The sequence below is a fragment of the Gordonia sp. SID5947 genome (assembly GCF_009862785.1).
GTDB lineage: Bacteria > Actinomycetota > Actinomycetes > Mycobacteriales > Mycobacteriaceae > Gordonia.
Window position 1 is genome coordinate 373,407 of record NZ_WWHU01000001.1, and the last position, 25,760, is coordinate 399,166.

Below are 25,760 nucleotides of genomic sequence, written 5' to 3' on the forward strand. Positions count from 1 at the left end.
GGTCCTCCTGTCCCTGGGCGCGGGTCGATGCACGCGCCCGACGTGTCCTGTGTCTGTGCAGTCTAAGCCGGGCTCAGGGCATGCGATTCGCGAAAGCGTCCGTCGCGGTGATCAGGTGGTGCTTGATGCCCGGCTCGAAGGACGCGTGCCCGGCGTCATCGACGATGTGCAGCTGCGCGCTGGGCCACGCGCGGTGGAGGTCCCACGCGCTGCGCGTCGGGCAGACGACGTCATAGCGGCCCTGCACGATCACGCCCGGGATCTCGGCGATGCGGTCGATCCGGGTGAGCAGTTGCCCGTCCTCGAGGAACCCGTGATTGACGAAGTAGTGGTTCTCGATGGTCGCGAACGCGAGGTCGAAACGAGGCTTGTCCGCGTCGCTCGGCTGGTCGTCCGGCTTGGGCGGGAGCAGGTGGCTGGTGGCCTGCTCCCAGCCGGTCCAGGCGCTCGCGGCGGCCTGGGCGACGGCACGATCGGGCGAGGTGAGCAGACGGTGGTAGGCGGCGACCAGGTCGCCGTCGCGCTCCGCGTGCGGAACGGGCGCCAGATACGACTCCCACAGGTCGGGATAGATGTGGGCCGCGCCGCCGTTGTAGTACCAGTCGATCTCGCTGCGCCGCAGCAGGAAGATCCCGCGCAGGACGAGTTCGGTCACCCGGTCCGGATGTGTCTGCGCGTAGGCGAGACCGAGGGTCGAACCCCACGACCCGCCGAACACCTGCCACCGCTCGATGCCGAGGTGCTCGCGTAGCAACTCCATGTCGGCGATCAGGTGCCCGGTGGTGTTGGTGGACAGATCGGCGCCGTCGGCGATGTGGGGACGCGACTTGCCGCACCCGCGTTGATCGAAGAGCACGATCCGATAGCGTGCCGGGTCGAAGAATCGACGCTGATCGGGTGCGGTACCGCCGCCGGGGCCGCCGTGGACGAACACCACCGGCTTGCCCTCGGGGTTCCCGGAGGTCTCCCAGTAGATCTGCTGGCCGTCGCCGACGTCGAGGTGGCCCTGGTCGTACGGTTCGATGCTCGGGTAGAAGTCGCGCATGGGCACAACCCTATGCGCGGCGGCTCCCGTCAGTAGCTGTGTTCCGGAGCGGGGAAGGCTCCGCGCCGGACTTCGTCGGCGTATTGCTCTGCCGCGGAACGCAGTTCGGTACCGACGTCACCGAAGCGCTTGACGAACTTGGCGGTCTTGCCGTGTGTGAGTCCGGCCATGTCCTGCCAGACGAGCACCTGCGCGTCGGTCTCGTTGCCCGCACCGATTCCGACGGTCGGGATGGTGAGCTTGCGGGTGATCTGGCCTGCCAGGTCGGCGGGCACCATCTCCATCACCACGGCGAATGCGCCGGCCTCCTGGACCGCGATCGCGTCGTCGACGAGCTGGTCACCTGCGTCGCCACGGCCCTGGACCCGGTAACCACCGAGGCCGTTCACGCTCTGCGGGGTGAAGCCGATGTGCGCCATCACCGGGATGCCGGCCGCGGTCAGCGCGGCGATCTGAGGGGCGACGCGCTCGCCGCCCTCGATCTTGATGGCGTGGGCACCGGTCTCCTTGAACACCTTGACGGCCGATTCGAGTGCCTGCTGCGGACTCGCCTCGTAGCTGCCGAAGGGCAGGTCGGCGACGACCAGCGCCTGCGGCGCGCCTCGGACCACCGCGCGGATCAACGGGATGAGCTCGTCGACGGAGACCGGGATGGTGGTGTCGTAACCGAGGACGACATTGGCTGCCGAGTCGCCGACGAGCAGGACCGGGATGCCGGCCGCGTCGAAGATGCGGGCGGTGGAGTAGTCGTAGCAGGTCAGCATGGACCACTTCTCACCGTCGGCCTTCATCTGTGCCAGATGGTGGACACGCGTGGCGCGGCGGCGGGGAGAGGGATCTGACGCAGAGGAAGCGGACGCGCCATACACCGAAGAATCGGACATCGTTGTCTCTTTTCTGCCTCGAGTCCTGCCAAGCAGGTACCCGGGTTGGGTTGGACGCCATCCATTGTGTCACCGGGCTGCACGCGGTTGAATGCCCGTGACCTGTGGCTTTCCTCACATGTCCAGTGCGGGGGCGCATCCGGCGGACCGTACGATCGCCGCATGCCGCTCCTGCGTCGAACCACGGTGCGACGGCTCGCCGTCGGCGCGGTGGTCATGGCGCTCGGCGTGCTGTGCGGTTGTCGTGTCCTGCCCGCGGGAGGCGGGATCGAATGGCACGCCTGCGGTCCCGACGACGGCGTCGCGGCCACCGCGGCACCGGGAGCCGTGGCCGGTCGCCTGTCGTGTGGCCGGCTGTCCGTTCCGCTCGATCCCCGCGATCCGGCTCTGGGCTCGATATCCCTCGCGGTCGCGCGGCTGGGCGCCGCGGAACCCTCCACGGGCACGCTGGTGATCAATCCGGGCGGCCCGGGTGGCTCCGGAGTCCACCATCTCGTCGGCTCCGCTGGGCGCCTGGCGCAGTTGCCGCTCGCGAACAGCCACGACATCGTCTCGTTCGACCCGCGTGGTGTAGGGGCGTCCCGGCCGGCGATCCGGTGCCGCACCGACGCCGAGCGCGACGCCGAACGTGTGATGGATCTGGGCGGCGGATCGGTTGCCGCGATCGCGCGGGTCGAGCGATATCGGCAGATGTTGGCGCGGCAGTGTCGTGACCGCGTCGGCCCGGAGGTGCTGTCGCGGGTCGGGACCGACTTCGTCGCCGGTGACCTCGACCGGATCCGGGCCGCGCTCGGCGTCGATCAGATCGCGTTCCTCGGCTACTCGTACGGCACCCGAATCGGTCTCGAGTATGCGAAACGACATCCCTCGCGACTCGACGCGCTCGTCCTCGACGGCGTGGTCGATCCCGACGAGGATCCGGTCGACGCGTCGGTAGATCAGGCCCGGGGATTTCAACAGGCCTTCGATGCGTTCGCCACGGACTGTGCTCGGCGGCCCGGTTGCCCGCTGAGTGGTGGGGCCGCGGAGCGGGTCGCCGGGTATCGCGAGTTGGTGGCGGCGTTGCTCGCGCACCCGGCGGCGTCGGCAGAACGGCGCGAGCTCTCGGCAGCGGACGCCGAGACCGCGACGGTGGCCGCGCTGTATCAGGAATCGGCGTGGGACGACCTGCGGTCGGCGCTGATCGGACTGGCGTCGGGGGACGGCACCGGCATGCTACGACTTGCCGACTCCCTCGAGGGCAGAGACGGCGCCGGCCGGTACGACGCGACGCAGGACGCATTCCTCGCGATCACGTGTGCCGACGACCGCCGGGTGCCGGATCGGGCGCGCTACGACGAGTTGGACCGTCGGGTGCGCACCGCTGCTCCTTTTCGCGACGACGGGCGTGGCGGGGGGCGCGGACCACGGGGGACCTGTGAATTCTGGACACCCGCGGTCCGCGCCGACGACAGTCCGCCGAACGGGGTCGTGCTCGGCGCGGGTGCGCCGCGTCCACTCGTCGTGGCGTCCACCGGGGACCCGGCCACGCCGTACCCGACGGCGATGACGGTGGCGCGACGCGTCGGTGCGATGGTCGTCAGTGTCGACCAGCACGCGCACACCGCGGTTTTCCAGGGCGACGGCTGCGTCGACAAGGCGGTGGGCGACTATCTGACCGATCCCACAGTGCCGCATCGCATTCTCGAATGCTGAGATTCGTGCCGCAAAACCGCAGGATGCTGAGTTCGACTCGAACATGTAACACGGATTTAACAGGCTACTTCTAATGTCCGGGGCATGGATCGCCAAAAGGAATTCGTGCTGCGGACCCTCGAAGAGCGCGACATCCGATTCGTGAGGCTGTGGTTCACCGACGTCCTCGGCTACCTCAAGTCCGTGGCGATCGCACCCGCCGAGCTCGAGGGGGCCTTCGCCGAGGGTATCGGGTTCGACGGCTCGGCCATCGAGGGATTCTCCCGTGTGTCCGAGGCGGACACGGTCGCCAAGCCCGATCCGTCGACCTTCCAGATCCTGCCGTGGACGACCTCGACCGGTCGCCACCACTCCGCGCGGATGTTCTGCGACATCGCGATGCCCGACGGCACCCCGAGCTGGGCGGACTCGCGACACGTTCTGCGTCGTCAGCTCAACAAGGCAGCCGACCAGGGCTTCAGTTGCTACGTGCACCCGGAGATCGAGTTCTTCTTGCTGAAGGACGCCCCGCTGGACGGCAGCGTGCCGACACCCGCCGACTCGGGTGGCTACTTCGACCAGGCCGTGCACGACGCCGCACCGAACTTCCGTCGCCATGCCATCGAGGCCCTGGAGTCGATGGGGATCTCGGTGGAGTTCTCTCATCACGAGGGCGCGCCCGGACAGCAGGAGATCGACCTGCGCTACGCGGACGCACTGTCCATGGCCGACAACGTGATGACCTTCCGGTACGTCATCAAGGAGGTCGCCATCGACGAGGGCACCTGGGCGACCTTCATGCCGAAGCCGTTCAGCGAGTTCCCGGGCTCGGCGATGCACACGCACATGAGCCTGTTCGAGGGCGACACCAACGCATTCCACAACCCCGACGACCCGATGCAGCTGTCGACCACCGGTAAGCAGTTCATCGCGGGAATCCTGCATCACGCCAGTGAGATCAGCGCGGTCACCAACCAGTGGGTGAACTCCTACAAGCGCCTGATCCACGGTGGCGAGGCGCCGACGGCCGCCACCTGGGGTGGCGCCAACCGGTCTGCCCTGATCCGGCTTCCGCTGTACACGCCGAACAAGGCGTCGTCGCGGCGGATCGAGGTCCGCAGCCCGGACTCTGCGTGCAATCCGTACCTGACCTTCGCGGTACTGCTCGCGGCCGGATTGAAGGGCATCAGCGAGGGGTACGAGTTGCCAGACGAGGCCGAGGACGACGTGTGGGCGCTGACTCCGGCCGAACGACGGGCGATGGGCTATCGGGAGTTGCCGGGCAGCCTCGCCGACGCCCTCGTGGAGATGGAGAAGTCGGAGCTGGTGGCCGAGGCACTCGGTGAACACGTCTTCGATTACTTCCTTCGCAACAAGTGGACCGAGTGGACGAGCTACCGCAGCCTGGTCACGCCGTACGAGCTGAAGAACTACCTGCCGCTGTAGCCACGCCCTGGTGCACACCGGGGCGGTCACGCCCGCTACCTTTTGAGGTGTGACTTCGCTTCGTGGCCGCGGCCGCGTACCCAGTGCCGGCCGTCTCGGGCTGCTCGAGAACACCGCCCCGGGTCACCTCGCCGAACTGGAGTGGGACAAGGACGATTCGGTCGACGTGCTGTGGGCGCTGTCCCGTGCGCCCGACGCCGATCTGGCACTTCGGGCACTGATCCGTCTCAAGGGTGCGGCCGGTGCCGACGAGTGGGCCGAGGTCGACGACCGCATCCGGACCGACACGGGATTTCGCGGTCGGCTTTTCGCCGTACTCGGGGCTTCCGACGCGCTCGGCGACCACATGGTTGCCGAGCCGTCGAGCTGGCGCCTGCTGCTCGGCGCGACGCTGCCGTCCGTCGACGAGATGAACGAGCGCATGCTGGCGTCGGTGGAAGCCACACCCGAGCCCGGCGCGCTCGAGATGGGCAACAAGGTCTACCGTGCGGCGATCACCGGACCCAAGGCCGTGGTCGCGTTGCGGACCGCATACCGGAATCTCCTGTTGCAGTTGGCCGCCCGCGATGTCGCGCCGACCGTTCAAGACGAGCCGGTGATCTACCTCCCGGAGGTCGGCGGCTTCCTCGCCGACCTCGCGGATGCGGCGCTCACCGCCGCACTGGCGGTCGCGGTCGCCGAAGTGTGCGGCGACCAGCCGCTGCAGGTGCGGCTGGCGATCATCGCGATGGGCAAATGCGGTGCGCGTGAGCTGAATTACGTGAGCGATGTCGACGTGGTGTTCGTCAGTGAACCCGCAGACGGTGTGGCCGCCCGGATCGCCGGCGAGGTGATGCGGGTCGGATCGCTGGCCTTCTTCGAGGTCGATGCCGCCCTCCGGCCGGAGGGCAAGGCAGGCGCACTCACCCGGACCCTCGAGTCGCATGTCGCCTACTACCGGCGGTGGGCCAAGACGTGGGAGTTCCAGGCGTTGCTGAAGGCTCGCGCGATGACCGGGGACATGGAACTGGCCGACGACTATCTGGCGGCGGTGAGCCCGATGGTGTGGACCGCCGCCGAGCGCGAGGATTTCGTTCCGGAGACGCAGGCGATGCGACGCCGCGTCGAGTCGCTGGTTCCGGAGGAGTTGCGCGAGCGCAATCTCAAGCTCGGCAGCGGAAGCCTTCGCGACGTCGAATTCGCCGTACAGCTCCTGCAGATGGTGCACGGACGCGTTGACGAGGAGATCCGCGTCAAGGCCACCGTCGACGCGCTCAGTGCGCTGACTGCCGGTGGTTACGTCGGCCGTGACGACGGAGCGAATCTCACTGCGTCCTATCAATTCCTGCGCGCGCTCGAACATCGGCTCCAGCTGCAGCGGCTGTCGCGCACCCACCTGCTCCCGGCCTTCGAGGACGAGGGGAACATGCGTTGGCTCGCCCGGGCCGCGCACATCCGCCAGGAGGGCGACCGTGATGCGACGGGCGTGCTGCGCGAAGAGCTCAAACGTCACAAGTCGCGTATCCGCAGATTGCACGAGAAGCTCTTCTACCGTCCGCTCCTCGATGCGGCCACCCGGTTCAACACCGACGAACTGACGCTCACCGACAAGTCGGCCGAACGTCGTCTGTCGGCGCTCGGCTACGCGAAACCCGAACGCGCACTGAGTCATATCCGTGCTCTCGCGTCCGCCGCAGGACGGCGGGGGCAGATCCAGTTGCTGATACTGCCGTCGTTGCTCGAGTGGATCGGCAACACCCCCGATCCCGATGCCGGGTTGCTGAACTATCGCCGGCTCTGCGACGTGATGGACAAAGAGGAGTGGTTCATCCGGCTGTTGCGCGACGACGGTGTCGTCGCCGAACGGCTGATGCACGTGCTTGGCACGTCGGAGTACATAGCCAATCTGCTCATGCGGTCACCCGAGGTGATCCATCTGTATTCCGATGGGGCCAACGGCCCCAAGCTGTGTGAGGTCCAGCCGAAGGACGTCGCCCGCGGGCTCATCGCGTCGACGGTGCGTCAGCCGGATCTCAAACGTGCAGTGGCGGCTGCGCGGTCGCATCGCCGCTTCGAGCTCGCGCGGGTCGCTTCCGCCGACATCCTCGGCATGATGGACGTCCCGGCGGTGTGCGCGGCGCTGTCGTCGGTCTGGGCATCGGTGCTCAATGCCGCGCTCACCGTCGTGATCGCCGAGTCGGAGCGTGACCGCGGGACCCCGGCTCCCGCTCGGATCGCGGTGATCGGCATGGGTCGACTCGGTGGTGGCGAACTCGGCTACGGGTCGGATGCGGACGTGCTCTTCGTCTGCGAGCCGGAGCCGGACGTCGATGAGGCGGCCGCTGTCCGCTGGTCGCAGACGATCGCGGAGAAGGTTCGCTCGATGCTGGGATCGCCCAGCGAGGATCCCCCGCTGGAGGTCGACACCGGACTCCGTCCGGAAGGCCGTAACGGCCCGGTCGTGCGGACGCTCAGTGCGTACGCCGCCTACTACGACCAATGGGCGCAGCCATGGGAGATCCAGGCGTTGTTGCGGGCCCATCAGGTCGCAGGCGACGATCAGCTCGGGATCGAGTTCCTGCACATGGCCGATCGCATCCGATACCCCGAGGGCGGGGTGTCGGGAGAGGCGGTCAAGGAGATCCGCCGGATCAAGGCCCGAGTCGATTCCGAGCGTCTGCCGCGGGGCGCCGATCCGGCGACCCACACCAAACTGGGGCGCGGCGGTCTCGCCGACATCGAATGGACCGTCCAGCTCATCCAACTGCGGTACGCCCACAGCTACCCGTCGTTGCACAACACGTCCACACTCCAGGTCCTCGACGCCATCGGGGCGGCGGAGCTGTTGGGGGAGAACGACGTGGCGCTGCTGAAGGAAGCCTGGCTGACCGCCACCAACGCGCGCAACGCCTTGGTACTGGTCCGCGGGAAGCCGATCGATCAGCTTCCCGCCCCGGGCAGGCAATTGCGCGCGGTCGCATACGCCGCCGGCTGGCCAGAAGATCAGGCGGCCGAATTCCTGGAGAACTATCTGCGCGTCACGCGTCGGGCAAAGGCCGTGGTGCGCACGGTGTTCGGAGCGTGATCGGCCCGCTCATCCGGTTCGTGTCGTTGCTCGTCGGATGGGTTCTGCTCGCCGCGGCCGCGATCGCGGTCTGGTTGCACCACTTCCCGTCTCGCGGTGAGCTCAGCGTGTATCTGACCGGCGCGGTCCCGTGTGCGCTCGTCGCCGCGGTGGTGGCCGTCGCGATCTTCGCCGCCACCCGGCGGTGGATTCTGCTGACGGTCGCGATGATCGTGTCGACCGCGCTCTGCTACACACAGGTGCCGCTGGCGCGGGCGCAGGATGCCCCTACGGGCCGTCCGGTCACCGTTGTCACCGCGAACATGTTGTTCGGTGGAGCCGATGTCGACGCGCTGGCCCGAGAGACCGCGACGGTCGATGCGGACTTCGTGTCGGTGCAAGAGGTGACCCCGGAGGCTCTGGCGCGGCTGCGGGCGAGCTCCATCGGTCGCCTGTTGCCGTTCACCTTCGCGCTGCCGGGCCCCGGGGCGGCCGGCACCGCGATGTTCGGCCGCACACCGCTGTCCGGCCAGGCGGCCATCGAGGGCACCGCGTTGCACAACCTCGCCGGGGTGATCGACCTTCCCGGCGCCCCGCGGACGCGGGTGCTCGCAGTACACCCGGGCGCCCCGCTGCCGGGCCGGACGACGACCTGGCGTAGCGATCTCGACCGACTCGGGGTGTACCTGCGTGCGCTGCCGCCGGGCCGGCTGATCGCGGCGGGGGACTTCAACGCGACCTGGGACCATGCCGGTTACCGTGATCTGTTGCGCGACGGGATCGTCGACGCGACGGAGCAGTCGGGCGCCGGGTTCCAGCCGACATATCCGACCGACCGCCTCGGTGGACATCCGCTGGTCGCCATCGACCACGTCATCAGTCGTGGATTCGTCGCGACGTCCGTACGGACCTTCGATCTGCCGGGTTCCGATCACCGAGGAGTGGTGGTAACACTGGTGCCGACATGACGATCCCATTCGATGAGACCGAGGGCGCCTCCGGGCCGGGAACCAGGCGGCCACTTTCCGAGAGTCTGCGGGCGGCCACCGCCTCGGCACATGAACGTGCCGAGGGTGTCACGTTCGTCGACGACCTGATGTCCGGTCGGCTCGACGCGGACGGATACCGCCGGATGGCCACGCAGCTCTATTTCGTCTACCGATCGCTGGAATCAGTGGGCGACATGCTGTCCGGCGATGCGGTGGCGGGCCCGGTCGTCGATGAGCGTCTTCGCCGGCTCCCACGACTCGCCGCCGACCTCGCGACCCTCGGTGTCGATCCGGCGACCATCGCGCCCCTGCCGGCGGTCAGCGCGTATGTCGCCGCGATCGAGGCCACGCGCGACGATCCGGCTCGCTTCGTGGCGCATCACTACACGCGCTATCTCGGGGACCTGAGCGGTGGTCAGGTCATCCGCAGCCGGATGAAGCTGCACTATCGACTCACCGACGACGCGCTGAGCTTCTACGCCTTCGACGGGATCGGGAAGCTGAAACGCTACAAGGACGGCTACCGAGAGACCCTCGACGCGTTACCGCTCGACGACGAGCAGGTGCGGGCGCTGATCGGCGAGGCGGTCTCCGCCTTCGGTCACAACGAACGGCTGTTCGTCGAACTCGCGGGTTGAACCGGTTGGAGCTCAGGCGGCGTCGGCCCGATTCTCCCGGGCCTTCTCGATCCCGGCCTTGGCCAGCAGGAAGGGAACGAACAGGGTGCCGACCGCCGTGACGACCCAGGTGATCACGGTTGCCGCGACCCATGTGGTGGCGCCGCTGATCTCGATGCCGTCGTTGCCGAGCAGGCTCGCCAACAGCAACGCCACAAATGTCGAGACCAGGCCGACACCGCCGAGGAAGGCCTCGGCATTGCGCCGGACGAACTTGACGATGAACGGGCTGAGAATGAGTTGCGCCGCAGCGAAGATCACCACGGCCAGCAGGAACCCGCCCATGTGCACGTGCATGTCGTCCAGGGCCCACGTGGCCACCAGGATGCCGATGGCCGCGGAGATCAGGTAGACGACGGCTCGGATCAGTATGCGGATCATGGGCTCATCGTAGGCTGAGGAGAACCGATTCGGGGCCCGTACACGCCTGCCGCCGTATTCGGCCGCACTCACGCGTCGTCGACGAGAACCGCCAGTCCGTCGAGGATCACCGTCAGGCCGAAAGTGAGTTCGGTGGTGAAGAAGTCGTCGTCGTGATCCGGCGCCTCGTCGGCGATGGCCTCGGCCAGATGGGGTAGGCGATGGTCGACGAACTCGCCGACCATCGTCCCGTAGCTGTTTCCCGCGCCGGTGACGGATGCCTCCAGCATGCCCATCTGACTGGCCTGCCGGACGTGCTGACGCACGAAACCGTCCACGAGCAGGAGTGCACTGAGTTTCTGCTGACCGGACAACCCGGTTTCGTCGAACGCCGCAAGCCCGGTGTCGGTCCAGGACAGCGTGTTCGGGCCGACGGGCGGCCGGCTGAGGGGGATCGCGACGAGCCAGGGGTGTTCTCGACCGCGCGCGGCGTCGGCCAGCGCCCACGCCGTGAGTCGTTCCCGCCAGGTGCCCGTCGACGTCCATGAGGGGTCGGCCGGCCCGAAGGCGGTGTCGACCATCACCTCGACGACGTCCTCCTTGCTCTCGACGTAGCGGTACAGCGACATCGTGGTGAGTCCGAGCGCCGTCGCGATCGCCTTCATCGACACCGCATCGGCGCCACGTTCATCGGCGATGGCGACCGCGGCTCGGCCGATGTCGCGCACCGTCAGAGTGGGCCGCGGACCTCGACGCGGAGTGGGGTCCTCGCGACCCCACAGCTGCGCGAGAAATCGGGGGATCGCAGGTCGTGCCGTGCCGTCCGTCGAGGTCATGTCTCACATCGTACTAATTGCTTGCCAGGTACACAGTTGTGGTCGTAATATCTGCGTACTGCATAAACGGTCTATGACATATACAGAAAGAAAGGCGGTTCGTCGTGCGTAGACGCTCCCCGTGGCTCGGCCTCCTCGTCCTGTGCTTGCCGATGCTCATCGTGTCGATGGATGTCTCGGTGCTGTTCTTCGCCGTTCCGTACATCGCGGCCGATCTGTCGCCGACGCCGGAACAGCAACTGTGGATCTTCGACATCTACGGTTTCGTCCTGGCCGGACTCCTGCTGTCGATGGGCTCACTGGCCGACCGCATCGGCCATCGCCGGTTGTTGATGATCGGTGCTGCGGGCTTCAGCGTCGCGTCGCTCGCCGCGGCGTTCGCGACCTCGGCGGAGATGCTCATCGGTGCACGGGCACTGCTGGCGGTCGCCGGCGCGACCCTGATGCCGTCGACGCTCGCGATGATCCGCCACATCTTCGTCGACACCGCCCAGCGAGCCAAGGCGGTGGCCACCTGGAATGCGGTGCTCGCCGGCGGGGTGGCCGTCGGCCCGATCGTCAGCGGTCTGCTGCTCGAACATGTGTGGTGGGGCTCGGTCTTCCTGATCAACGTGCCGATCATGGTGCTGCTGATGCTCGCGGCCCCACTGGTGCTGCCCGGCGACACCGCGACACCGAGCCGGCGGGTCGATGTGATCAGCGGAGTCCTGGTGCTCGGGGCCATGCTGCCCGTCGTCGCGGCGATCAAGAATCTGGCCGCGGACGGATGGTCGATCTCCCGGGCCGCGATGCTGGTGGCGGGTCTGCTGGTGGGCGCAGTCTTCGTGATCCGGCAGCGCCGCGTCGCCGACCCGATGGTCGACCTCGGGCTTCTCGGGGAGCGTCGATTCGCGACGTCGATCTGGACCAACCTCGTCTGCATGTTCGCGTTGCTGGGCAATTCGATCCTGATGACGCAGTACCTGCAGTCCGTGCTGGGATACTCGCCACTGCGGGCCGCGCTCTGGAGCCTCGCACCCTCGGTCGCGGTCGGGGCCGTGGCGCCGGTGACCGCCGTCATCGCGGCGCGGACCGGCCGGCCTGCGGTCATCGTCGGTGGGTTGTGCACGGGTGCAGCGGGATTCGCGGTGCTGGGCGCCTTCACCGATGTTCAGTCACTGGCGCTGGTGCTGATCGGTGCCACTTTGCTGGCAGCGGGCATCGTCGCGGCCACGTCGATGATCGCCGACTACGTGGTGGGCGTGGCACCGGCCGACCGTGCCGGCGCCACGTCGGGACTCCTGGAGACCTCGAGTGAACTCGGCGGGGCCTTGGGCATCGCGGTCCTCGGCAGCGTCGTGAATGCCGTGTTCCGGCTGGGATTCCCGGCCGATCTGGTCGGGGGTGAGGCGTCGCGGAGTCTGGCAGGCGCGGTGGCCGCGGTGCCGCATCTGGCGCCGGGCCAGGGCGCGGCGGTGCTCGACGCGGCGCGACGGGCGTTTGTGGACGGCCTCGTGGTGGCCGCGTGGACCGGGGCGGTCATCCTGGTGTGCTCTGCGGTACTGGCCGGATGGGGCCTGCGCCCGCGCTCCGGCGAGCAGACGATCACTCCGGAGGGCGGGGATTCAGGGGCGCGGCGCGCGCGACCGCTTGATGATGGCCGAACCGATCGCGACCACGATGATCGAGCCGATCAGGGCGCCGACGATGCCACCCCAGTCGAACTTGTCGTCGTCGCCGATACCGAACAGGCCGGTGAAGACCCAGTAGCCGAGAAGTGCGCCGAGCAGTCCCAGAACGGTGGAGGCGAGCCACGACTGCCATCCGCTCATGCTCTTGAAGGCGTCGTTCGGCACGAGGGCCCGCGCGATGGCTCCGCACACAAATCCGAGCAGCAGCGCGGCGATCAGACTTCCGATGTCCATGGCGACCTCCTGTCCGCAGACTAGTCCGGCAGGGGACGTCGCGGGATGGTTCTAGAGGATCTCGACCTTGGTGCCCAGCCCGAGGACGATCGTGTCACGGTCGTCCGAGCTGTTCACGAGTTCCACGAGGTGCTGATCGTCGCCCGTCGGGGTGGTGGTCCGGACGACGGCGCGCAGCCCGTCGACGCTGATGCGGTCCCCGGGGCGAGATCTTCGACGAATCTGGTACGAGTCATGGTTTCAAAGTAAAGCCAAATCATGTGAAACGGCAGGGCACAAAGGCCTGAACGTGACACCAATCACCGAAGCCGGCCATTGCCGGGGACAGACGCCGAAGGGCGGCCGGGACATCCCGGCCGCCCTTCGGGTGACTGTTCGGTTCGAGATCGCTCAGCAGTCGTAGTAGAGCGAGAACTCGTACGGGTGCGGACGGATCTGCACCGGCTCGATCTCGTTCTCACGCTTGAGCGCGATCCAGGTCTCGATGAGATCCTCGGTGAACACACCACCGGCGGTGAGGTATTCGTGATCCTCTTCGAGCTTGTCGATCACCGCTCCCAGCGAGGTGGGTGCCTGCGGGATGCCCTTGGCCTCCTCCGGCGGTAGCTCGTAGAGGTCCTTGTCGACGGGCTCGTGCGGCTCGATCTTGTTCTTGATGCCGTCGAGACCGGCCATCATCATGGCCGCGAACGCCAGGTACGGGTTGCCCGAGCTGTCCGGGCAACGGAACTCGAGGCGCTTGGCCTTCGGGTTGTTGCCCGTGATCGGGATACGCACGCATGCACTGCGGTTGCGCTGGCTGTAGACCAGGTTGATCGGGGCCTCGTAGCCCGGGACCAGGCGCTTGTAGGAGTTCACCGTGGGGTTGGTGAACGCCAGCAGCGACGGCGCGTGGTGCAGGATGCCGCCGATGTAGTAGCGCGCCAGATCCGACAGGCCCGCATAACCGGCCTCGTCGTGGAACAGCGGCTTGCCGTCCTTCCACAGCGACTGATGGGCGTGCATGCCCGAGCCGTTGTCACCGAAGAGCGGCTTCGGCATGAAGGTGACCGTCTTGCCGTTCGCATACGCGGTGTTCTTGATGATGTACTTGAACAGCAGCACATCGTCGGCCGCATGCAGCAGCGTGTTGAACTTGTAGTTGATCTCGGCCTGGCCGCCGGTGCCCACCTCGTGGTGGCCGCGCTCGAGCTCGAAGCCGGCATTCTGCAGGTTGGTCGACATCTCGTCGCGCAGGTCCACATAGTGGTCGTACGGCGCGACGGGGAAATAGCCGCCCTTGGGGCGAACCTTGTAACCGAGGTTCGGGCTGCCGTCCGGATCGGTCGGCGAACCGGTGTTCCACCAGCCCGACTCCGACTCGACCTCGTAGAAGGTGCCGTTCATCTGCGAGTCGAACGAGACCGAGTCGAAGATGTAGAACTCGGCCTCGGCACCGAAGAAGCAGGTGTCCGCGATGCCGGTCGAGGCCAGGTAGTCCTCGGCCTTGCGGGCGACGTTGCGCGGGTCGCGGCTGTAGGCCTCGCGGGTGAACGGATCGTGGACGAAGAAGCTGATGTTCATCGTCTTGGCCCGGCGGAACGGATCGATCCGCGCGGTGGCCGGGTCGGGCAGCAGCATCATGTCCGACTCGTCGATCGACTGGAAGCCGCGAACCGACGAACCGTCGAAGGCGAGGCCGTCCTCGAACACGTCCTCGGTGAACGCCGAAGCCGGGATCGAGAAGTGCTGCATCACACCGGGCAGGTCACAGAAGCGGATGTCGACGTACTCGACACCCTCTTTCTTGATGCCCTCGAGAAGTTCTTCTTTGCTGCTGTACACCGTGCGGTGACTCCTTAACTTGTTCGGGTGGCCAGATCACCTGGCCCGCCTCACCCGCCACCGACTTGCAGCGGCGGATCTCAGCCAGAACCGTATGGACGCGAGGTTGCCCGCGCGTCAAGGCCGTGTTTCTCCTGTGTTACACGCGGTCGATGCTCGGGCGACACACTGACGTTCCGGATCGCAACGATGCCATGTCCGCCGACGGAGCACCATCTATACCCCGGAAAGATCGCCCCACGGAGAACGATGGCGGGCGGCCGGACGACCGCGACTACCATGGCAGTCATGTGTCAGGCGAGTACGGACAGCACGAAGCGCGGCGAACCGGGAGGCCGGTGATGGGCAGGGCCACCGGTTCCTGGCTGTCGGGGCCGCCCGTCGGGCCCAGCGGCGGGGACGTCGAATACCGCGGTCAGGACCTCGGTCTCCCCGCATCCGGGCCCGGTGCACTCGCCGGCGGCTGGCAACGCACCGCCGCCCTCCTCGTCGACTGGTTGCTGGCCGGCGGGATCTCGTTGCTCTTCGTGTCCTTCGGGTCTCCCACACTCGGCACGACCGTGCTCGCCGTCTGGTTCGTACTCGGTGTGGTCGCGGTCACCTTCTTCGGTTTCACCCCTGGCCAGTTCGCGCTCGGACTCCGGGTGGCCCGGGTCGACCTCGGTCCGGACCGCGCCGAGGCGGAAGCGACGGGAAAGGTTCCGTTCGCGGCCGTCGGCATCCTGCGGACACTCGGGCGCCAGGTGCTCATCGTGTTCCTCGTCCCGGCGGTCATCAACGACTACAACGGCCGGGCTCTCCACGATCGGGCCACCGGGACCGCGTTGGTCCGGACCCGCTGACCCACCGCCCACCGTCAGTCGGTGTGACCCTTGAGGATCTCGTCCTCGATGGTGCCGCCGAGTCCCTCCTGTGCGGGATCGAAGCCGTGCAGGCCGCCGGTCACCGCGTACTCCTCCTCGGGTGACAACACCAATCGGTGGCGGCCGTAGAGCCCGAAGACGATCAGCCCGATCGCATAGAAGACCACGATCGCGATCACCGCGTCGCGGTAGTCGGGGTTGATCAGGACGCCGATGAAGGTGATCGCCGCGATGACGAACGCGATCACCGCGCCGGTGACGCCGGTCGGGCTCCGGTAGGGCCGCCGCGCGTTCGGGAACTTCCGGCGCAGCAGGACGAACGAGACCATCTGCAACATGTAGGCGAGTACCGCGCCCCACACCGCGATGTTCAGGACGATCGCGCCCGCCCCGGAGATCCAGTATTCGATCACGAGCAGTGCGATCAGTCCGACGACGGCGCCCGCGATCAGCGCCACGTACGGGGTCTGACGGGACCCGGTGAGCGAGAGCACCTTCGGGTAATAGCCGGCCCGGCTCAGCGAATAGAGGTTGCGTCCGTAGGCGTACATGATGCCCTGCAGGCTCGCCAGCAGTCCGATGAGCGCGAACGCCGACAACACCGACGCCCAACCGGCCGGCAGAAATGCCCGGAACCCGTCGAGCAGCGGCTCGCCGGAGTCGCCCAGCGCGGCCGCACCGGTCACCGCCGGGTTGAGGAAGAACACGATGGCGGCGCAACCGACGAGGGTGACCATGCCCCAGATGCCTGCACGTGGGATGTCGCGTGTCGGTTCGTGCGCCTCCTCGGCGGCCAGCGGTAATTCTTCGATGCCCAGGAAGAACCACATCGCGAACGGCAGCGCGTAGAGGATGCCCATCACGCCGAACGGCAGGAAATCACTCGACCCCGTCTTGGTGGCGTCCGGGTCGATGTCGAGGAGTTTGCCGAAGTCGACTGCGCCATTGGCCATCGCGAGGATGGCGAACAGCACGAGGATGCCGACCGACACGACGGCGACCACGATCGCGAACCGGAATGATGCCTCGGCTCCCCAGGAGTTGAGCGCGATGAAGAGCGCGTAGAGGATGATCCACCACACCCACGCCGGCATGCTGAGGCCGAAGAGGTCGTCGGTGATGGCGTCGGCGTACGACGCGGAGAAGTAGACCACGACACCGGTGGTGAACACGTACTCGATCGTCTCGGCGAAGCCGGTGACGAAGCCGCCCCAAGGACCCATGGCGGCACGTGCGAACGAGTATGCGCCGCCGGTGTGCGGCATGGCCGCCGACATCTCACCGATCGAGAACAGCATGCCGAAATACATGACGACGATGATCACGGTGGCGACGCCGAGCCCGCCCCATCCGGCCTGGCCGATGCCATAGTTCCAGCCGGAGAAGTCGCCGGAGATAACCGCGGCGATCCCGATGCCCCAGATGCCCCAGAAACCGGCGCTGCGTTTGAGTTGGCGCTTCTCGAAATAGCCTTCCTCGGCATGGGTGTAGGTGGCGCCCGCCGATTTCATCGCGGGGTTCGGGACATCTGCCATCGAGGGCTCGCTCTCACTAGGACGCCGATCGTGTGCGAGGCGGACGCCTCGGCAACTGATAAGGCAGAATAAGTCGTCAATGGTTGGCTCACCCACCTTTAAACGAAACGATCCGGTTAAATCCGGCGGCGATGACCAGGCGGACGGTCCTCCAATGGTTGACTGTGGCCGACCGGCATGAGTCGGTCGCCGACGAGCGCGCACAGATGGAGTATCGGATGACCGACGGCATGCTGGACCTGACCGACCTACAGGAGCGCGTCGCCGCCGATCGGATCGACACCGTGATCGTGGCTTTCCCGGATATGCAGGGGCGGCTCACCGGGAAGCGGATCTCGGCTCGCCTGTTCCTCGACGACGTCGCCGAGCACGGCTCGGAATGCTGCGACTATCTGCTGGCGGTCGACGTCGAGATGAACACCGTCGAGGGCTATGCGATGTCGAGTTGGGACACCGGCTACGGCGACATGGTGATGGTGCCCGACCTCTCGACGCTACGTCTGGTGCCCTGGCTCCCGGGAACGGCGCTGGTGCTCGCGGACCTGAACACCACCACCGGATCGCCAGTGACGGTCGCGCCGCGCAACATCCTTCGGCGACAGCTCGAGCGACTCGAGGACCGTGGCTTGGTGCCGTTCGTCGGCACCGAGCTCGAGTTCATGGTGTTCGACAACACCTATCGTGAGGCATGGGCGAAGCGCTATCACGAGTTGACCCCGGCGACCGACTACAACCTCGACTACGCCATGGTCGCATCGACTCGGATGGAGCCGCTGCTGCGTGACATCCGGCGGGGGATGAGTGGTGCCGGAATGTATTGCGAGGGGGTCAAAGGTGAATGCAACCTCGGCCAGCAAGAGATCGCGTTTCGCTACAACCGCGCGCTCGTCACCTGTGACAACCACACGATCTATCGCAACGGCGCCAAGGAGATCGCCGACCAGCACGGCAAGAGCCTGACGTTCATGGCAAAATTCGACGAGCGGGAGGGCAACAGCTGCCACATCCACATCTCGCTGCGGGAGCCGGACGGCACACCGGTCTTTGCCGATGACGATGCGCCGAACGGGATGTCGCCGATGTTCGGGCACTTCGTCGCAGGCATCATCGCGTCACTGGCCGAGCTGACGTTGTTCTACGCGCCGAATATCAACTCCTACAAGCGCTTTGTCGACGGCAGCTTTGCTCCGACCGCGATCGCGTGGGGGATGGACAACCGTACCTGCGCCTTGCGGGTGGTCGGTCACGGACCGGGTATGCGTGTGGAGTGCCGGGCGCCCGGCGGTGACGTCAACCAGTACCTCGCCGTCGCGGCGCTCATCGCAGGTGGTCTCGACGGTATCGAACGCGGACTCCCGTTGCCTGAGGTCGCCACGGGCAACGCGTATCTGGGATCGGCACAACGCCTGCCGACATCGCTGGCGGAGGCCGCCGAACTGTTTGCCGGTTCCGCGCTGGCCGAGCGTGTCTTCGGTGCGGACGTGGTCGAGCACTACCTCAACAACGCACGCGTCGAACTGGCGGCGTACGGTGCGGCCGTGACGGATTGGGAGAGGGTGCGTGGATTTGAACGACTCTGAGATCACTCCGGTCGTCGGGATGACCACCTATCTGGAGCAGGCGCAGACGGGTGTGTGGGATGTGAGCGCAAGTTTCCTGCCGCGCGTGTACTTCGACGGGGTCGCACGCGCCGGTGGTGTCGCGACGTTGCTGCCGCCCCAATCGGCCACCGAACGCGTTGCCGAGCGTGTCGTCGCAGGCGTGGATGCGCTGGTACTGACCGGTGGCAAGGACCTCGATCCGAACTCGTATGGGCAGCAACGTCATCGGAGTACCGATGTCCCGCGCGTCGACCGGGACGCATGGGAGTTCGCGCTGCTCGGAGCCGCATTGCATGCCGGAGCGCCGGTGCTCGGCATCTGCCGCGGTGCCCAGGTGCTCAACGTGGCCTTCGGTGGGACACTGCACCAGCACCTGCCGGACGTGCTCGGGCACTCGCGGCACCAGGCCGGGAATGCGGTGTTCACGACGACGCAGGTGGCGATCACCCCCGGCACCCGTCTCGCGTCACTGATGGGTGAGTCGGCGTCGGCCGAGTGCTATCACCACCAGGCGATCGACCGCGTGGGAGACGGGCTCGTCGTCAGCGCTCGCGACGACGAGGGTGTGATCGAGGCGGTGGAACGTTCCGGCGAGCCCTTTGTCCTTGCTGTGCAGTGGCATCCAGAGGAGCGTCTCGACGATCTCCGGCTCTTTGCGGCCGTCGTCGACGCGGCGCGAGTACGGGCGTCCCGACGAATGGAGGTGAGTTCATGGCCGTGACAGAACTCGTGAACCCGGCGACCGCCGAGGTGTTCGCAGAGGTCGACATGCTCGACGGCGCTGACGTCGATGCGGCGGTCGCGAGGGCGGAGAAGGCGCAGCTCCGGTGGGCCGGGCTCGATCCGGCCGCGCGGGCAACCGCGCTGCGTGCCTTCGCGGCCGTCGTCGGAGAGCACCGATCCGAACTCGCAGATCTCGAGGTCGAGAATTCGGGACATCCGCTGGGGCAGGCGTCCTGGGAGGCCGGACACGTGCAGGACGTGCTGAACTACTATTCCGCGGCCCCGGAACGATTGGCAGGCAAGCAGATCCCGGTCGCCGGAGGAATCGACATCACGTTCTCCGAGCCTGTCGGCGTGGTCGGGGTGATCACGCCATGGAACTTTCCGATGACGATCGCATCCTGGGGCTTCGGTCCGGCGCTCGCCGCCGGCAACGCGGTGATCGTCAAGCCGGCCGAGTGGACGCCGCTCACATCGATTCGACTCGCGGAACTCGCGGTCGAGTCCGGTCTGCCCGAAGGTCTGCTGCAGGTGCTGCCGGGCCGCGGTGATGTGGTCGGAGCGGCGATCATCGGCCATCCGGGGATCGGCAAGGTCGTCTTCACCGGGTCGACGCGGACCGGTAGGCGGGTGATGGAGCAGGCCGCGCTGTCCGTCAAGCAGGTCACACTCGAACTGGGTGGCAAGAGCGCCAACATCGTCTTCGCCGATTCCGATCTGGCCCGGGCGGCGGCCACCGCGCCCTACGGCGTTTTCGACAATGCCGGTCAGGACTGCTGTGCCCGGAGCCGGATATTGGTGCAGCACAGTGTATACGACGAGTTCATGGAGCGGCTGGAGCCGGCCGTGTCCGCGGTGCGAGTGGGAGATCCGCGTGCCGAGGACACCGAGATGGGTCCCCTGGTGTCGCGGCCTCACTGGGAGAAGGTCGCGTCCTACGTCACCGAGGGGGCGCCCGTTGCCTTCCGCGGTACCGCGCCCGAGGGGCCCGGATTCTGGTTTCCCCCGACGGTGCTGACGCCGCGACCGGGTGATCGCAGTGTGCGCGAGGAGATCTTCGGGCCGGTGGTGACGGTCCAGGCGTTCGACGACGAGGCGCAGGCCGTCGCGATGGCCAACGACTCTCCGTACGGGTTGTCCGGATCGATCTGGACCGAGAACCTGTCGCGGGCGATTCGGGTGTCGCAAGCCGTGTCCGCCGGGAATCTCTCCGTGAACTCGCATTCGGCGGTGCGGTATTCGACCCCGTTCGGTGGCTACAAACAGTCGGGAATCGGGCGCGAACTCGGACCTGATGCGCCGTCGGCATTCACCGAGACCAAGAACGTCTTCATCGCGGTCGATCCCGGCCCACCCTCAGAAGGGACATCATGAGCAGCACAGTCGATCTGACACAGCGTCTGTCCGGCAAGGTCGCCGTCGTCACCGGCGGGGCCGGCGGGATCGGACTCGCCTCGGCGCGCCGGATGCGGGCGGAGGGTGCGACGATCGTCATCGCCGACCTCGACCGTGCGGCGGGTGAGCGGGCGGCCGACGAGCTCGACGGCCTGTTCGTCGCCGTCGACGTCGCGGATGGGGGCCAGGTGGACGAGCTGTTCGACACCGCGGCACAGCGGTACGGCCGCGTCGACATCGCCTTCAACAACGCGGGGATCTCGCCACCCGAGGACGATCTCATCGAGACGACCGAACTCGATGCCTGGGATCGGGTTCAGCAGGTCAACCTGACGTCGGTCTACCTGTGCTGCCGTGCTGCTCTCCGCCACATGGGTCCGGCCGGTCGCGGATCGATCATCAATACCGCCTCGTTTGTCGCCGTGATGGGCTCGGCCACATCGCAGATCTCCTACACCGCCTCCAAGGGGGGTGTGCTGGCGATGTCACGCGAACTCGGCGTGCAGTACGCCCGACAGGGCATCAGGGTCAACGCACTGTGCCCCGGGCCGGTGAACACCCCGTTGCTCAAGGAACTGTTCGCCAAGGATCCGGAGCGCGCGGCCCGGCGTCTGGTCCACGTCCCGGTGGGCCGGTTCGCCGAACCCGAGGAGTTGGCGGCCGCCGTGGCGTTTCTCGCCAGCGACGACGCGTCGTTCATCACCGCGTCGACGTTCCTGGTCGACGGCGGTATCAGCTCCGCGTACGTGACACCGCTGTAGGTCTGGAATGACGATCCCCGCTCGTTCGGAACAACTCGCGGATGCGCTCCTGGCGCCGGTCCGTCCGGCGAACGCCTTCGAGGAGACCGTCGGACGGCTGCTGCAACTGATCCGCCTCGGAGTATTCGAGCCAGGGGAGTCGATCCCTCCCGAACGTGAGTTGGCGGCGCGCCTGGGTGTCAGCCGAGACACCGTCCGGGAGGCGATCAAGGCCCTGGCCGACGCCGGGTTCCTGGTGTCGAGACGCGGCCGTTACGGCGGCACATTTCTGAACGACGTCCTTCCGGCGCCCGGTTCGGTCGACGCCACCGTCGGTCCGGTGGGGGATGAGGGGGCGCCGATCGCCCGTGCCGACCTCGACGATGCGTTGCGGCTCAGGGAGATCCTCGAGGTCGGCGCCGCGCGGATGGCGGCCGAACGCACCTTCTCGGCCACCGAACGCGAGGCGCTGTGGGCTCGCCTGACCGACATGCGGGTCGCGGGTGGCGACGACTATCGCCGACTCGACTCCCGACTTCATCTGGCGATCGCCGAGGCCGCGGGGGCGCCGTCGCTGGTGAGCGTGGTCGCCGACAACCGGATGCGGATCAATCGTCTTCTCGACCGCATTCCGCAACTCGAACCGAACATCACGCATTCCGATGAGCAACACGAGGCCATCGTGATCGCCATCCTCACCGGGAATCCCGACGGCGCTGCCGATGCGATGCGGGGCCACCTCGAGGGTACGGCGACCCTGCTACACGGTTTCCTCGACTGACAGGGTGTGACCCCTGATCAGGGGGTGCGGCGATCAGCCTCGACGTCGCGCGGTTCGCTGCATACCGCGGACCTTGGCGTTGCCCGGGATGGGCCCCTTCGGCATGCCCGGCCCCTGCTGATTCCGACCGCCCAGCGCGGCGAGCCGACCTTCGAGGGCGTCGATGCGCTTGCCGTCGATGTTGCGGGGCAGTTTGTTGATGTGCTTCTCCAGCTTGCTCAACGGCACCAACCCGTCGTCGTTGCCCACCACGATCTCGTAGATCGGGGTGTCACCGACGACCCGGGCGACTTTCTTCTTCTCTTGTGCGAGCAGGGTTTTGACGCGCGTCGGCGAACCTTCGCCGACCAGGATCACACCCGGCTTGCCGATCACCCGATGGACCGCGTCGAGATGGGCGTTGCCCGACACCGCCTGCTTGACCCGCCACTGACCGCGCATGTTGCCCAGCGCCCAACCCGCGGCTCCGGCCTGGCCCTCGGCCTTGGTGTAGACGGTGCGCTGCACGCGTCGTCCGAACAGGATGAACGCGGCGAGCAGCCCGAGCACGATGCCCAGCGGAAGCAGTAGCCAGACCGACCCGAAGACCAGCCCGAGGACGACGAAGACTGCGACGATCAGAACGAACAGCCCGACCATGTACGGGATCAGCCGTTTGTCTTCCTTGCGCTGCATCTGGAAGGCCTGCCACAGCTGCTTGTAGCGCTCCCGCGACGCCTGCCTGCGGGCCTTCTTCGCTTCGGCCTTCGCCTCTTTGTCTTGCGCCTTTGCCATGATGACCAGTTTACGTCGCAGGTTTCGGGCGGCGGATCCGGCGGTCGATCTCTAGCGTGCGAGGCGTTCGAGCAGGCTGGTGGCCTCCTGGCTGGCCGAGCCGCCGTCGGCCAGGTGTGCCATCGCCGGGGCGAGTTCCCGGCCGTGGCGTGCCATCGCCTGGGCGTAGAGGCGGCCGGCGCGGTACGACGACCGCACCAGCGGGCCGGCCATGACGCCGGCAAAACCGATCTCCGAGGCGAACTCCGAGTGGTCGACGAACTCCTCGGGCTTGACCCACCGCTCGACGGGGTGGTGGCGCGGCGAGGGCCGGAGGTACTGGGTGATCGTGAGGATGTCGCAGCCGGCCTCGTGGAGGTCGACGATGGCGCTCTGCACCTCTTCGGGTGTCTCACCCATGCCGAGGATCAGGTTCGACTTGGTCACCAGTCCGAAGTCGCGGGCCTGGGTGATCACGTCCAGCGAGCGTTCGTAGCGGAACGCGGGCCGGATGCGCTTGAAGATCCGTGGCACCGTTTCCAGGTTGTGGGCCAACACCTCGGGCCGGGCGTCGAAGACCTCGGCGAGCAGGTCCGGTTTCGCGTGGAAGTCGGGAATGAGGTTCTCGACACCGGTACCCGGATTGAGCCGGTGGATCGCCCGGACGGTCTCGGCGTAGAGCCAGGCGCCCTCGTCCGGCAGATCGTCGCGTGCGACGCCGGTGATGGTGGAGTAACGAAGGCCCATCGCCTGGACACTCTCGGCGACCCGGCGGGGCTCGTCGCGGTCGAGTTCGGCAGGCTTACCGGTGTCGATCTGGCAGAAGTCGCACCGGCGCGTGCACTGTTCGCCACCGATCAAGAACGTGGCCTCGCGATCCTCCCAGCACTCATAGATGTTGGGGCAGCCCGCTTCTTCGCACACGGTGTGCAGGCCCTCGCGCTTCACGAGACCCTTCAGTTCGGTGTACTCCGGTCCCATCGTGGCGCGTGTCTTGATCCAGTTCGGCTTGCGCTCGATGGGGGTCTGAGCGTTCCGCACCTCGAGGCGCAGCAGCTTGCGGCCGTTGGGAGCGGGATCTGCGGGGGTGTGGGGAGACGCGGTCACTGCACAGATCCTACGCCTGCGGTCGTGGGCGCACCGACGTCGCGGTTGTCGTCGTCGAGCGCTGCCCGGACGGCAACGGCCACCGGTTCGAGTACGTCGCCGACGGTGATCGGCCGCCCCAGTTCGCGGCTCAGCGACGTCACGCCGGCATCGGCGATGCCGCACGGCACGATCGCCTCGAAGGCAGACATGTCCGGATCGATGTTCAGGGCGAAGCCGTGCAGCGCGACGCCGCGGGCCACCCGAATCCCGATCTGTCCGAGTTTGCGCTCGCCGGACCTGTCGGAGATCCACACCCCGGAGCGGCCCTCGACCCGGCCGGTTGTCACGCCGAGTTCGGCGCACACGGTGATCAGGGCTTCCTCGAGCCGGCGCACGTACTCCACCACGTCGAGCGGTTCGCCGAGGCGAATGATCGGATACCCCACCAGCTGCCCCGGCCCATGCCAGGTGATGCGGCCACCGCGGTCGACGTCGATCACCAAGGATCCATCGGTGGGCCGGTCGGCGTCCTCGGTACGTTTGCCCGCGGTGTAGGTGGACGGATGTTCGAGCAACAGCAGGACGTCGTGGTCGAGAGTGTCGTCGGCGCGTTCGGCCGCGAGACGGTGCTGCAGGTCGTAGGCGTCGCGATAGTCGAGGGTGCCCAGCCACCGCACCTCGATCGGTGCCGCCGAGCTGCGGATCGATCGGTCACGCACGGGTGTACCCCAGCGCGTCGTCGATTTCTGGGTAGGTGAACGAGAAGCCATTGTCGGTCAGCACCCCGGGTACAACGCGCTGACTGAACAGAATCATTTCCTCGGCCATCTCCCCGCCGACCCGCTTTGCTGCGAAGGCGGGCACCTTGAGGACGGTCGGCCGATGCATCGCACGGCCGATGGCATCCGCGAACTCGGCGAACGGCACGGCGCCGGGCGCCGAGAGATTGACCGGCCCGCTGATCGTCGACTCCAGCAGGAACGCAATGGCGCGTACCTCGTCAGGCAGGCTGATCCACGAGAAGAACTGCTTTCCGTCACCGATGGCACCGCCGAGACCGAGCCAGAAGATCGGCTGCAGACGCGAGAGCAGCCCGCCTCTGCGCGACAGGACCGGGGCGGTGCGCAACAGCACCACGCGGGTGTCATCGCCTGCGTGTGCGGTCGCGGCGTGCTCCCAGTCGGTCACCAGCCCGGCGAGGAAACCGTCCCCCGCGGCGGCGGATTCATCTGCCGGCCGGTCGCCGGTGTCGCCGTAGAATCCGGTCGCCGAGGCACTGAGGAAAGTGGGTACCCCGGCTCGTGCGACCGCCTCGGCGAGCACCTCGGTCGGGGTGATCCGCGAGTCCCGGAGCTCCTGTTTGAACCGCCCCGTCCAACGGTGGTCGCCGACGCCGACCCCACCGAGACCGATCACCGCGTCCACGTCCCGGAGACTTTCCTCCGGGACCCCGAACGTTTCGGGGTCCCAGGAGAATTCGTCGTCTGCCAACGCTTCGCGACGGACCAGCCGCACGACGGTGTGCCCGGCGTTGCGCAACGCGGAGACCACCGCGGAGCCGATCAGCCCCTGCGACCCGGCGACGGCTACCCGCATCG

At 67.2% G+C, this 25,760-nt stretch carries 22 protein-coding genes; 12 read left to right on the forward strand and 10 right to left on the reverse strand.

The annotated features are described in order from the left end of the window. Positions 1-73: 73 nt before the first annotated feature. Both pip and panB read right to left on the reverse strand, forming a co-directional pair. On the reverse strand, positions 74-1,045 hold the full coding sequence (gene pip, locus GTV32_RS01840) for a prolyl aminopeptidase (RefSeq protein ID WP_161058704.1): 972 nt from the start codon (positions 1,043-1,045) through the stop codon (positions 74-76). 29 nt (positions 1,046-1,074) lie between these two features. Beyond that, positions 1,075-1,929 carry a 3-methyl-2-oxobutanoate hydroxymethyltransferase gene (gene panB / locus GTV32_RS01845; RefSeq protein WP_161058705.1) on the reverse strand — a complete coding sequence of 285 codons (855 nt, stop codon included), beginning with the start codon at positions 1,927-1,929 and terminating at the stop codon, positions 1,075-1,077. Positions 1,930-2,091: 162 nt separating this feature from the next. Here panB and GTV32_RS01850 point away from each other — a divergent pair, with 162 nt between their 5' ends. The 5 genes from GTV32_RS01850 (at position 2,092) to GTV32_RS01870 (ending at position 9,719) form a co-directional block, all read left to right on the forward strand. Beyond that, the gene (locus tag GTV32_RS01850; RefSeq protein WP_161058706.1) at positions 2,092-3,624 is read left to right on the forward strand and encodes an alpha/beta hydrolase; all 1,533 of its coding nucleotides are present in this window, start codon (positions 2,092-2,094) and stop codon (positions 3,622-3,624) included. Between the two features lie 84 nt (positions 3,625-3,708). Then, entirely contained in the window at positions 3,709-5,049 is a 1,341-nt protein-coding gene (gene glnA, locus GTV32_RS01855) for a type I glutamate--ammonia ligase (RefSeq protein ID WP_161058707.1), read from the forward strand. A 49-nt stretch (positions 5,050-5,098) separates the two neighbouring features. Beyond that, the gene (locus GTV32_RS01860; protein WP_161058708.1) at positions 5,099-8,113 is read left to right on the forward strand and encodes a bifunctional [glutamine synthetase] adenylyltransferase/[glutamine synthetase]-adenylyl-L-tyrosine phosphorylase; all 3,015 of its coding nucleotides are present in this window, start codon (positions 5,099-5,101) and stop codon (positions 8,111-8,113) included. Next, positions 8,110-9,060, forward strand: coding sequence for an endonuclease/exonuclease/phosphatase family protein (locus tag GTV32_RS01865; RefSeq protein WP_161058709.1), 951 nt, complete (start codon positions 8,110-8,112; stop codon positions 9,058-9,060). The genes GTV32_RS01860 and GTV32_RS01865 overlap by 4 nt, the downstream gene beginning before the upstream one ends. Then, complete coding sequence (locus GTV32_RS01870) at positions 9,057-9,719, forward strand: biliverdin-producing heme oxygenase (protein ID WP_161058710.1); 663 nt, start codon at positions 9,057-9,059, stop codon at positions 9,717-9,719. The genes GTV32_RS01865 and GTV32_RS01870 overlap by 4 nt, the downstream gene beginning before the upstream one ends. A 12-nt stretch (positions 9,720-9,731) precedes the next feature. On the opposite strand, the gene GTV32_RS01875 is transcribed toward GTV32_RS01870, so the two are convergent. After that, complete coding sequence (locus GTV32_RS01875) at positions 9,732-10,139, reverse strand: phage holin family protein (protein WP_161058711.1); 408 nt, start codon at positions 10,137-10,139, stop codon at positions 9,732-9,734. A 68-nt stretch (positions 10,140-10,207) separates the two neighbouring features. Next, a complete protein-coding gene (locus GTV32_RS01880) occupies positions 10,208-10,954 on the reverse strand; it encodes a TetR/AcrR family transcriptional regulator (RefSeq protein ID WP_161058712.1) in 747 nt (248 codons plus the stop codon). Between the two features lie 152 nt (positions 10,955-11,106). Here GTV32_RS01880 and GTV32_RS01885 point away from each other — a divergent pair, with 152 nt between their 5' ends. After that, on the forward strand, positions 11,107-12,882 hold the full coding sequence (locus GTV32_RS01885; RefSeq protein ID WP_237421649.1) for an MFS transporter: 1,776 nt from the start codon (positions 11,107-11,109) through the stop codon (positions 12,880-12,882). 366 nt (positions 12,883-13,248) lie between these two features. Here GTV32_RS01885 and glnA (GTV32_RS01895) read toward each other — a convergent pair whose 3' ends face one another. After that, complete coding sequence (glnA, locus tag GTV32_RS01895) at positions 13,249-14,682, reverse strand: type I glutamate--ammonia ligase (RefSeq protein ID WP_161058713.1); 1,434 nt, start codon at positions 14,680-14,682, stop codon at positions 13,249-13,251. A 341-nt stretch (positions 14,683-15,023) separates the two neighbouring features. Between glnA (GTV32_RS01895) and GTV32_RS01900 the strand changes: the two genes are divergently transcribed. Beyond that, positions 15,024-15,524, forward strand: a complete 501-nt coding sequence (locus tag GTV32_RS01900; protein ID WP_161058714.1) for an RDD family protein — start codon at positions 15,024-15,026, stop codon at positions 15,522-15,524. Between the two features lie 14 nt (positions 15,525-15,538). On the opposite strand, the gene GTV32_RS01905 is transcribed toward GTV32_RS01900, so the two are convergent. After that, entirely contained in the window at positions 15,539-17,080 is a 1,542-nt protein-coding gene (locus GTV32_RS01905; RefSeq protein WP_202421549.1) for an amino acid permease, read from the reverse strand. Between the two features lie 218 nt (positions 17,081-17,298). Here GTV32_RS01905 and GTV32_RS01910 point away from each other — a divergent pair, with 218 nt between their 5' ends. The 5 genes from GTV32_RS01910 to GTV32_RS01930 are packed head-to-tail and all read left to right on the forward strand — an operon-like array spanning position 17,299 to position 22,320. Beyond that, positions 17,299-18,660 (forward strand): glutamine synthetase family protein, encoded by a 1,362-nt coding sequence (locus GTV32_RS01910; RefSeq protein ID WP_161062281.1) that lies wholly within the window; start codon positions 17,299-17,301, stop codon positions 18,658-18,660. A 19-nt stretch (positions 18,661-18,679) separates the two neighbouring features. Then, positions 18,680-19,402 (forward strand): gamma-glutamyl-gamma-aminobutyrate hydrolase family protein, encoded by a 723-nt coding sequence (locus tag GTV32_RS01915; RefSeq protein ID WP_161062280.1) that lies wholly within the window; start codon positions 18,680-18,682, stop codon positions 19,400-19,402. Next, on the forward strand, positions 19,393-20,778 hold the full coding sequence (locus tag GTV32_RS01920; protein ID WP_161058715.1) for an aldehyde dehydrogenase family protein: 1,386 nt from the start codon (positions 19,393-19,395) through the stop codon (positions 20,776-20,778). The genes GTV32_RS01915 and GTV32_RS01920 overlap by 10 nt, the downstream gene beginning before the upstream one ends. Then, positions 20,775-21,560, forward strand: coding sequence for a 3-oxoacyl-ACP reductase (locus GTV32_RS01925; RefSeq protein ID WP_161058716.1), 786 nt, complete (start codon positions 20,775-20,777; stop codon positions 21,558-21,560). The genes GTV32_RS01920 and GTV32_RS01925 overlap by 4 nt, the downstream gene beginning before the upstream one ends. A 7-nt stretch (positions 21,561-21,567) precedes the next feature. Continuing rightward, the gene (locus tag GTV32_RS01930) at positions 21,568-22,320 is read left to right on the forward strand and encodes an FCD domain-containing protein (RefSeq protein ID WP_161058717.1); all 753 of its coding nucleotides are present in this window, start codon (positions 21,568-21,570) and stop codon (positions 22,318-22,320) included. Between the two features lie 33 nt (positions 22,321-22,353). Here the strand turns inward: GTV32_RS01930 and GTV32_RS01935 are convergent, their stop codons facing one another. Genes GTV32_RS01935 through GTV32_RS01950 form a run of 4 tightly spaced genes read right to left on the reverse strand, consistent with a single transcriptional unit; the run spans position 22,354 to position 25,758 of the window. Beyond that, positions 22,354-23,094, reverse strand: a complete 741-nt coding sequence (locus GTV32_RS01935) for a DUF4191 domain-containing protein (protein WP_161058718.1) — start codon at positions 23,092-23,094, stop codon at positions 22,354-22,356. Between the two features lie 51 nt (positions 23,095-23,145). Continuing rightward, positions 23,146-24,180 (reverse strand): lipoyl synthase, encoded by a 1,035-nt coding sequence (gene lipA / locus GTV32_RS01940; protein ID WP_161058719.1) that lies wholly within the window; start codon positions 24,178-24,180, stop codon positions 23,146-23,148. Beyond that, positions 24,177-24,881 (reverse strand): lipoyl(octanoyl) transferase LipB, encoded by a 705-nt coding sequence (lipB, locus tag GTV32_RS01945; RefSeq protein ID WP_161058720.1) that lies wholly within the window; start codon positions 24,879-24,881, stop codon positions 24,177-24,179. The genes lipA and lipB overlap by 4 nt, the downstream gene beginning before the upstream one ends. Further along, a complete protein-coding gene (locus tag GTV32_RS01950) occupies positions 24,874-25,758 on the reverse strand; it encodes a TIGR01777 family oxidoreductase (protein ID WP_161058721.1) in 885 nt (294 codons plus the stop codon). The genes lipB and GTV32_RS01950 overlap by 8 nt, the downstream gene beginning before the upstream one ends. Positions 25,759-25,760: the final 2 nt, after the last annotated feature.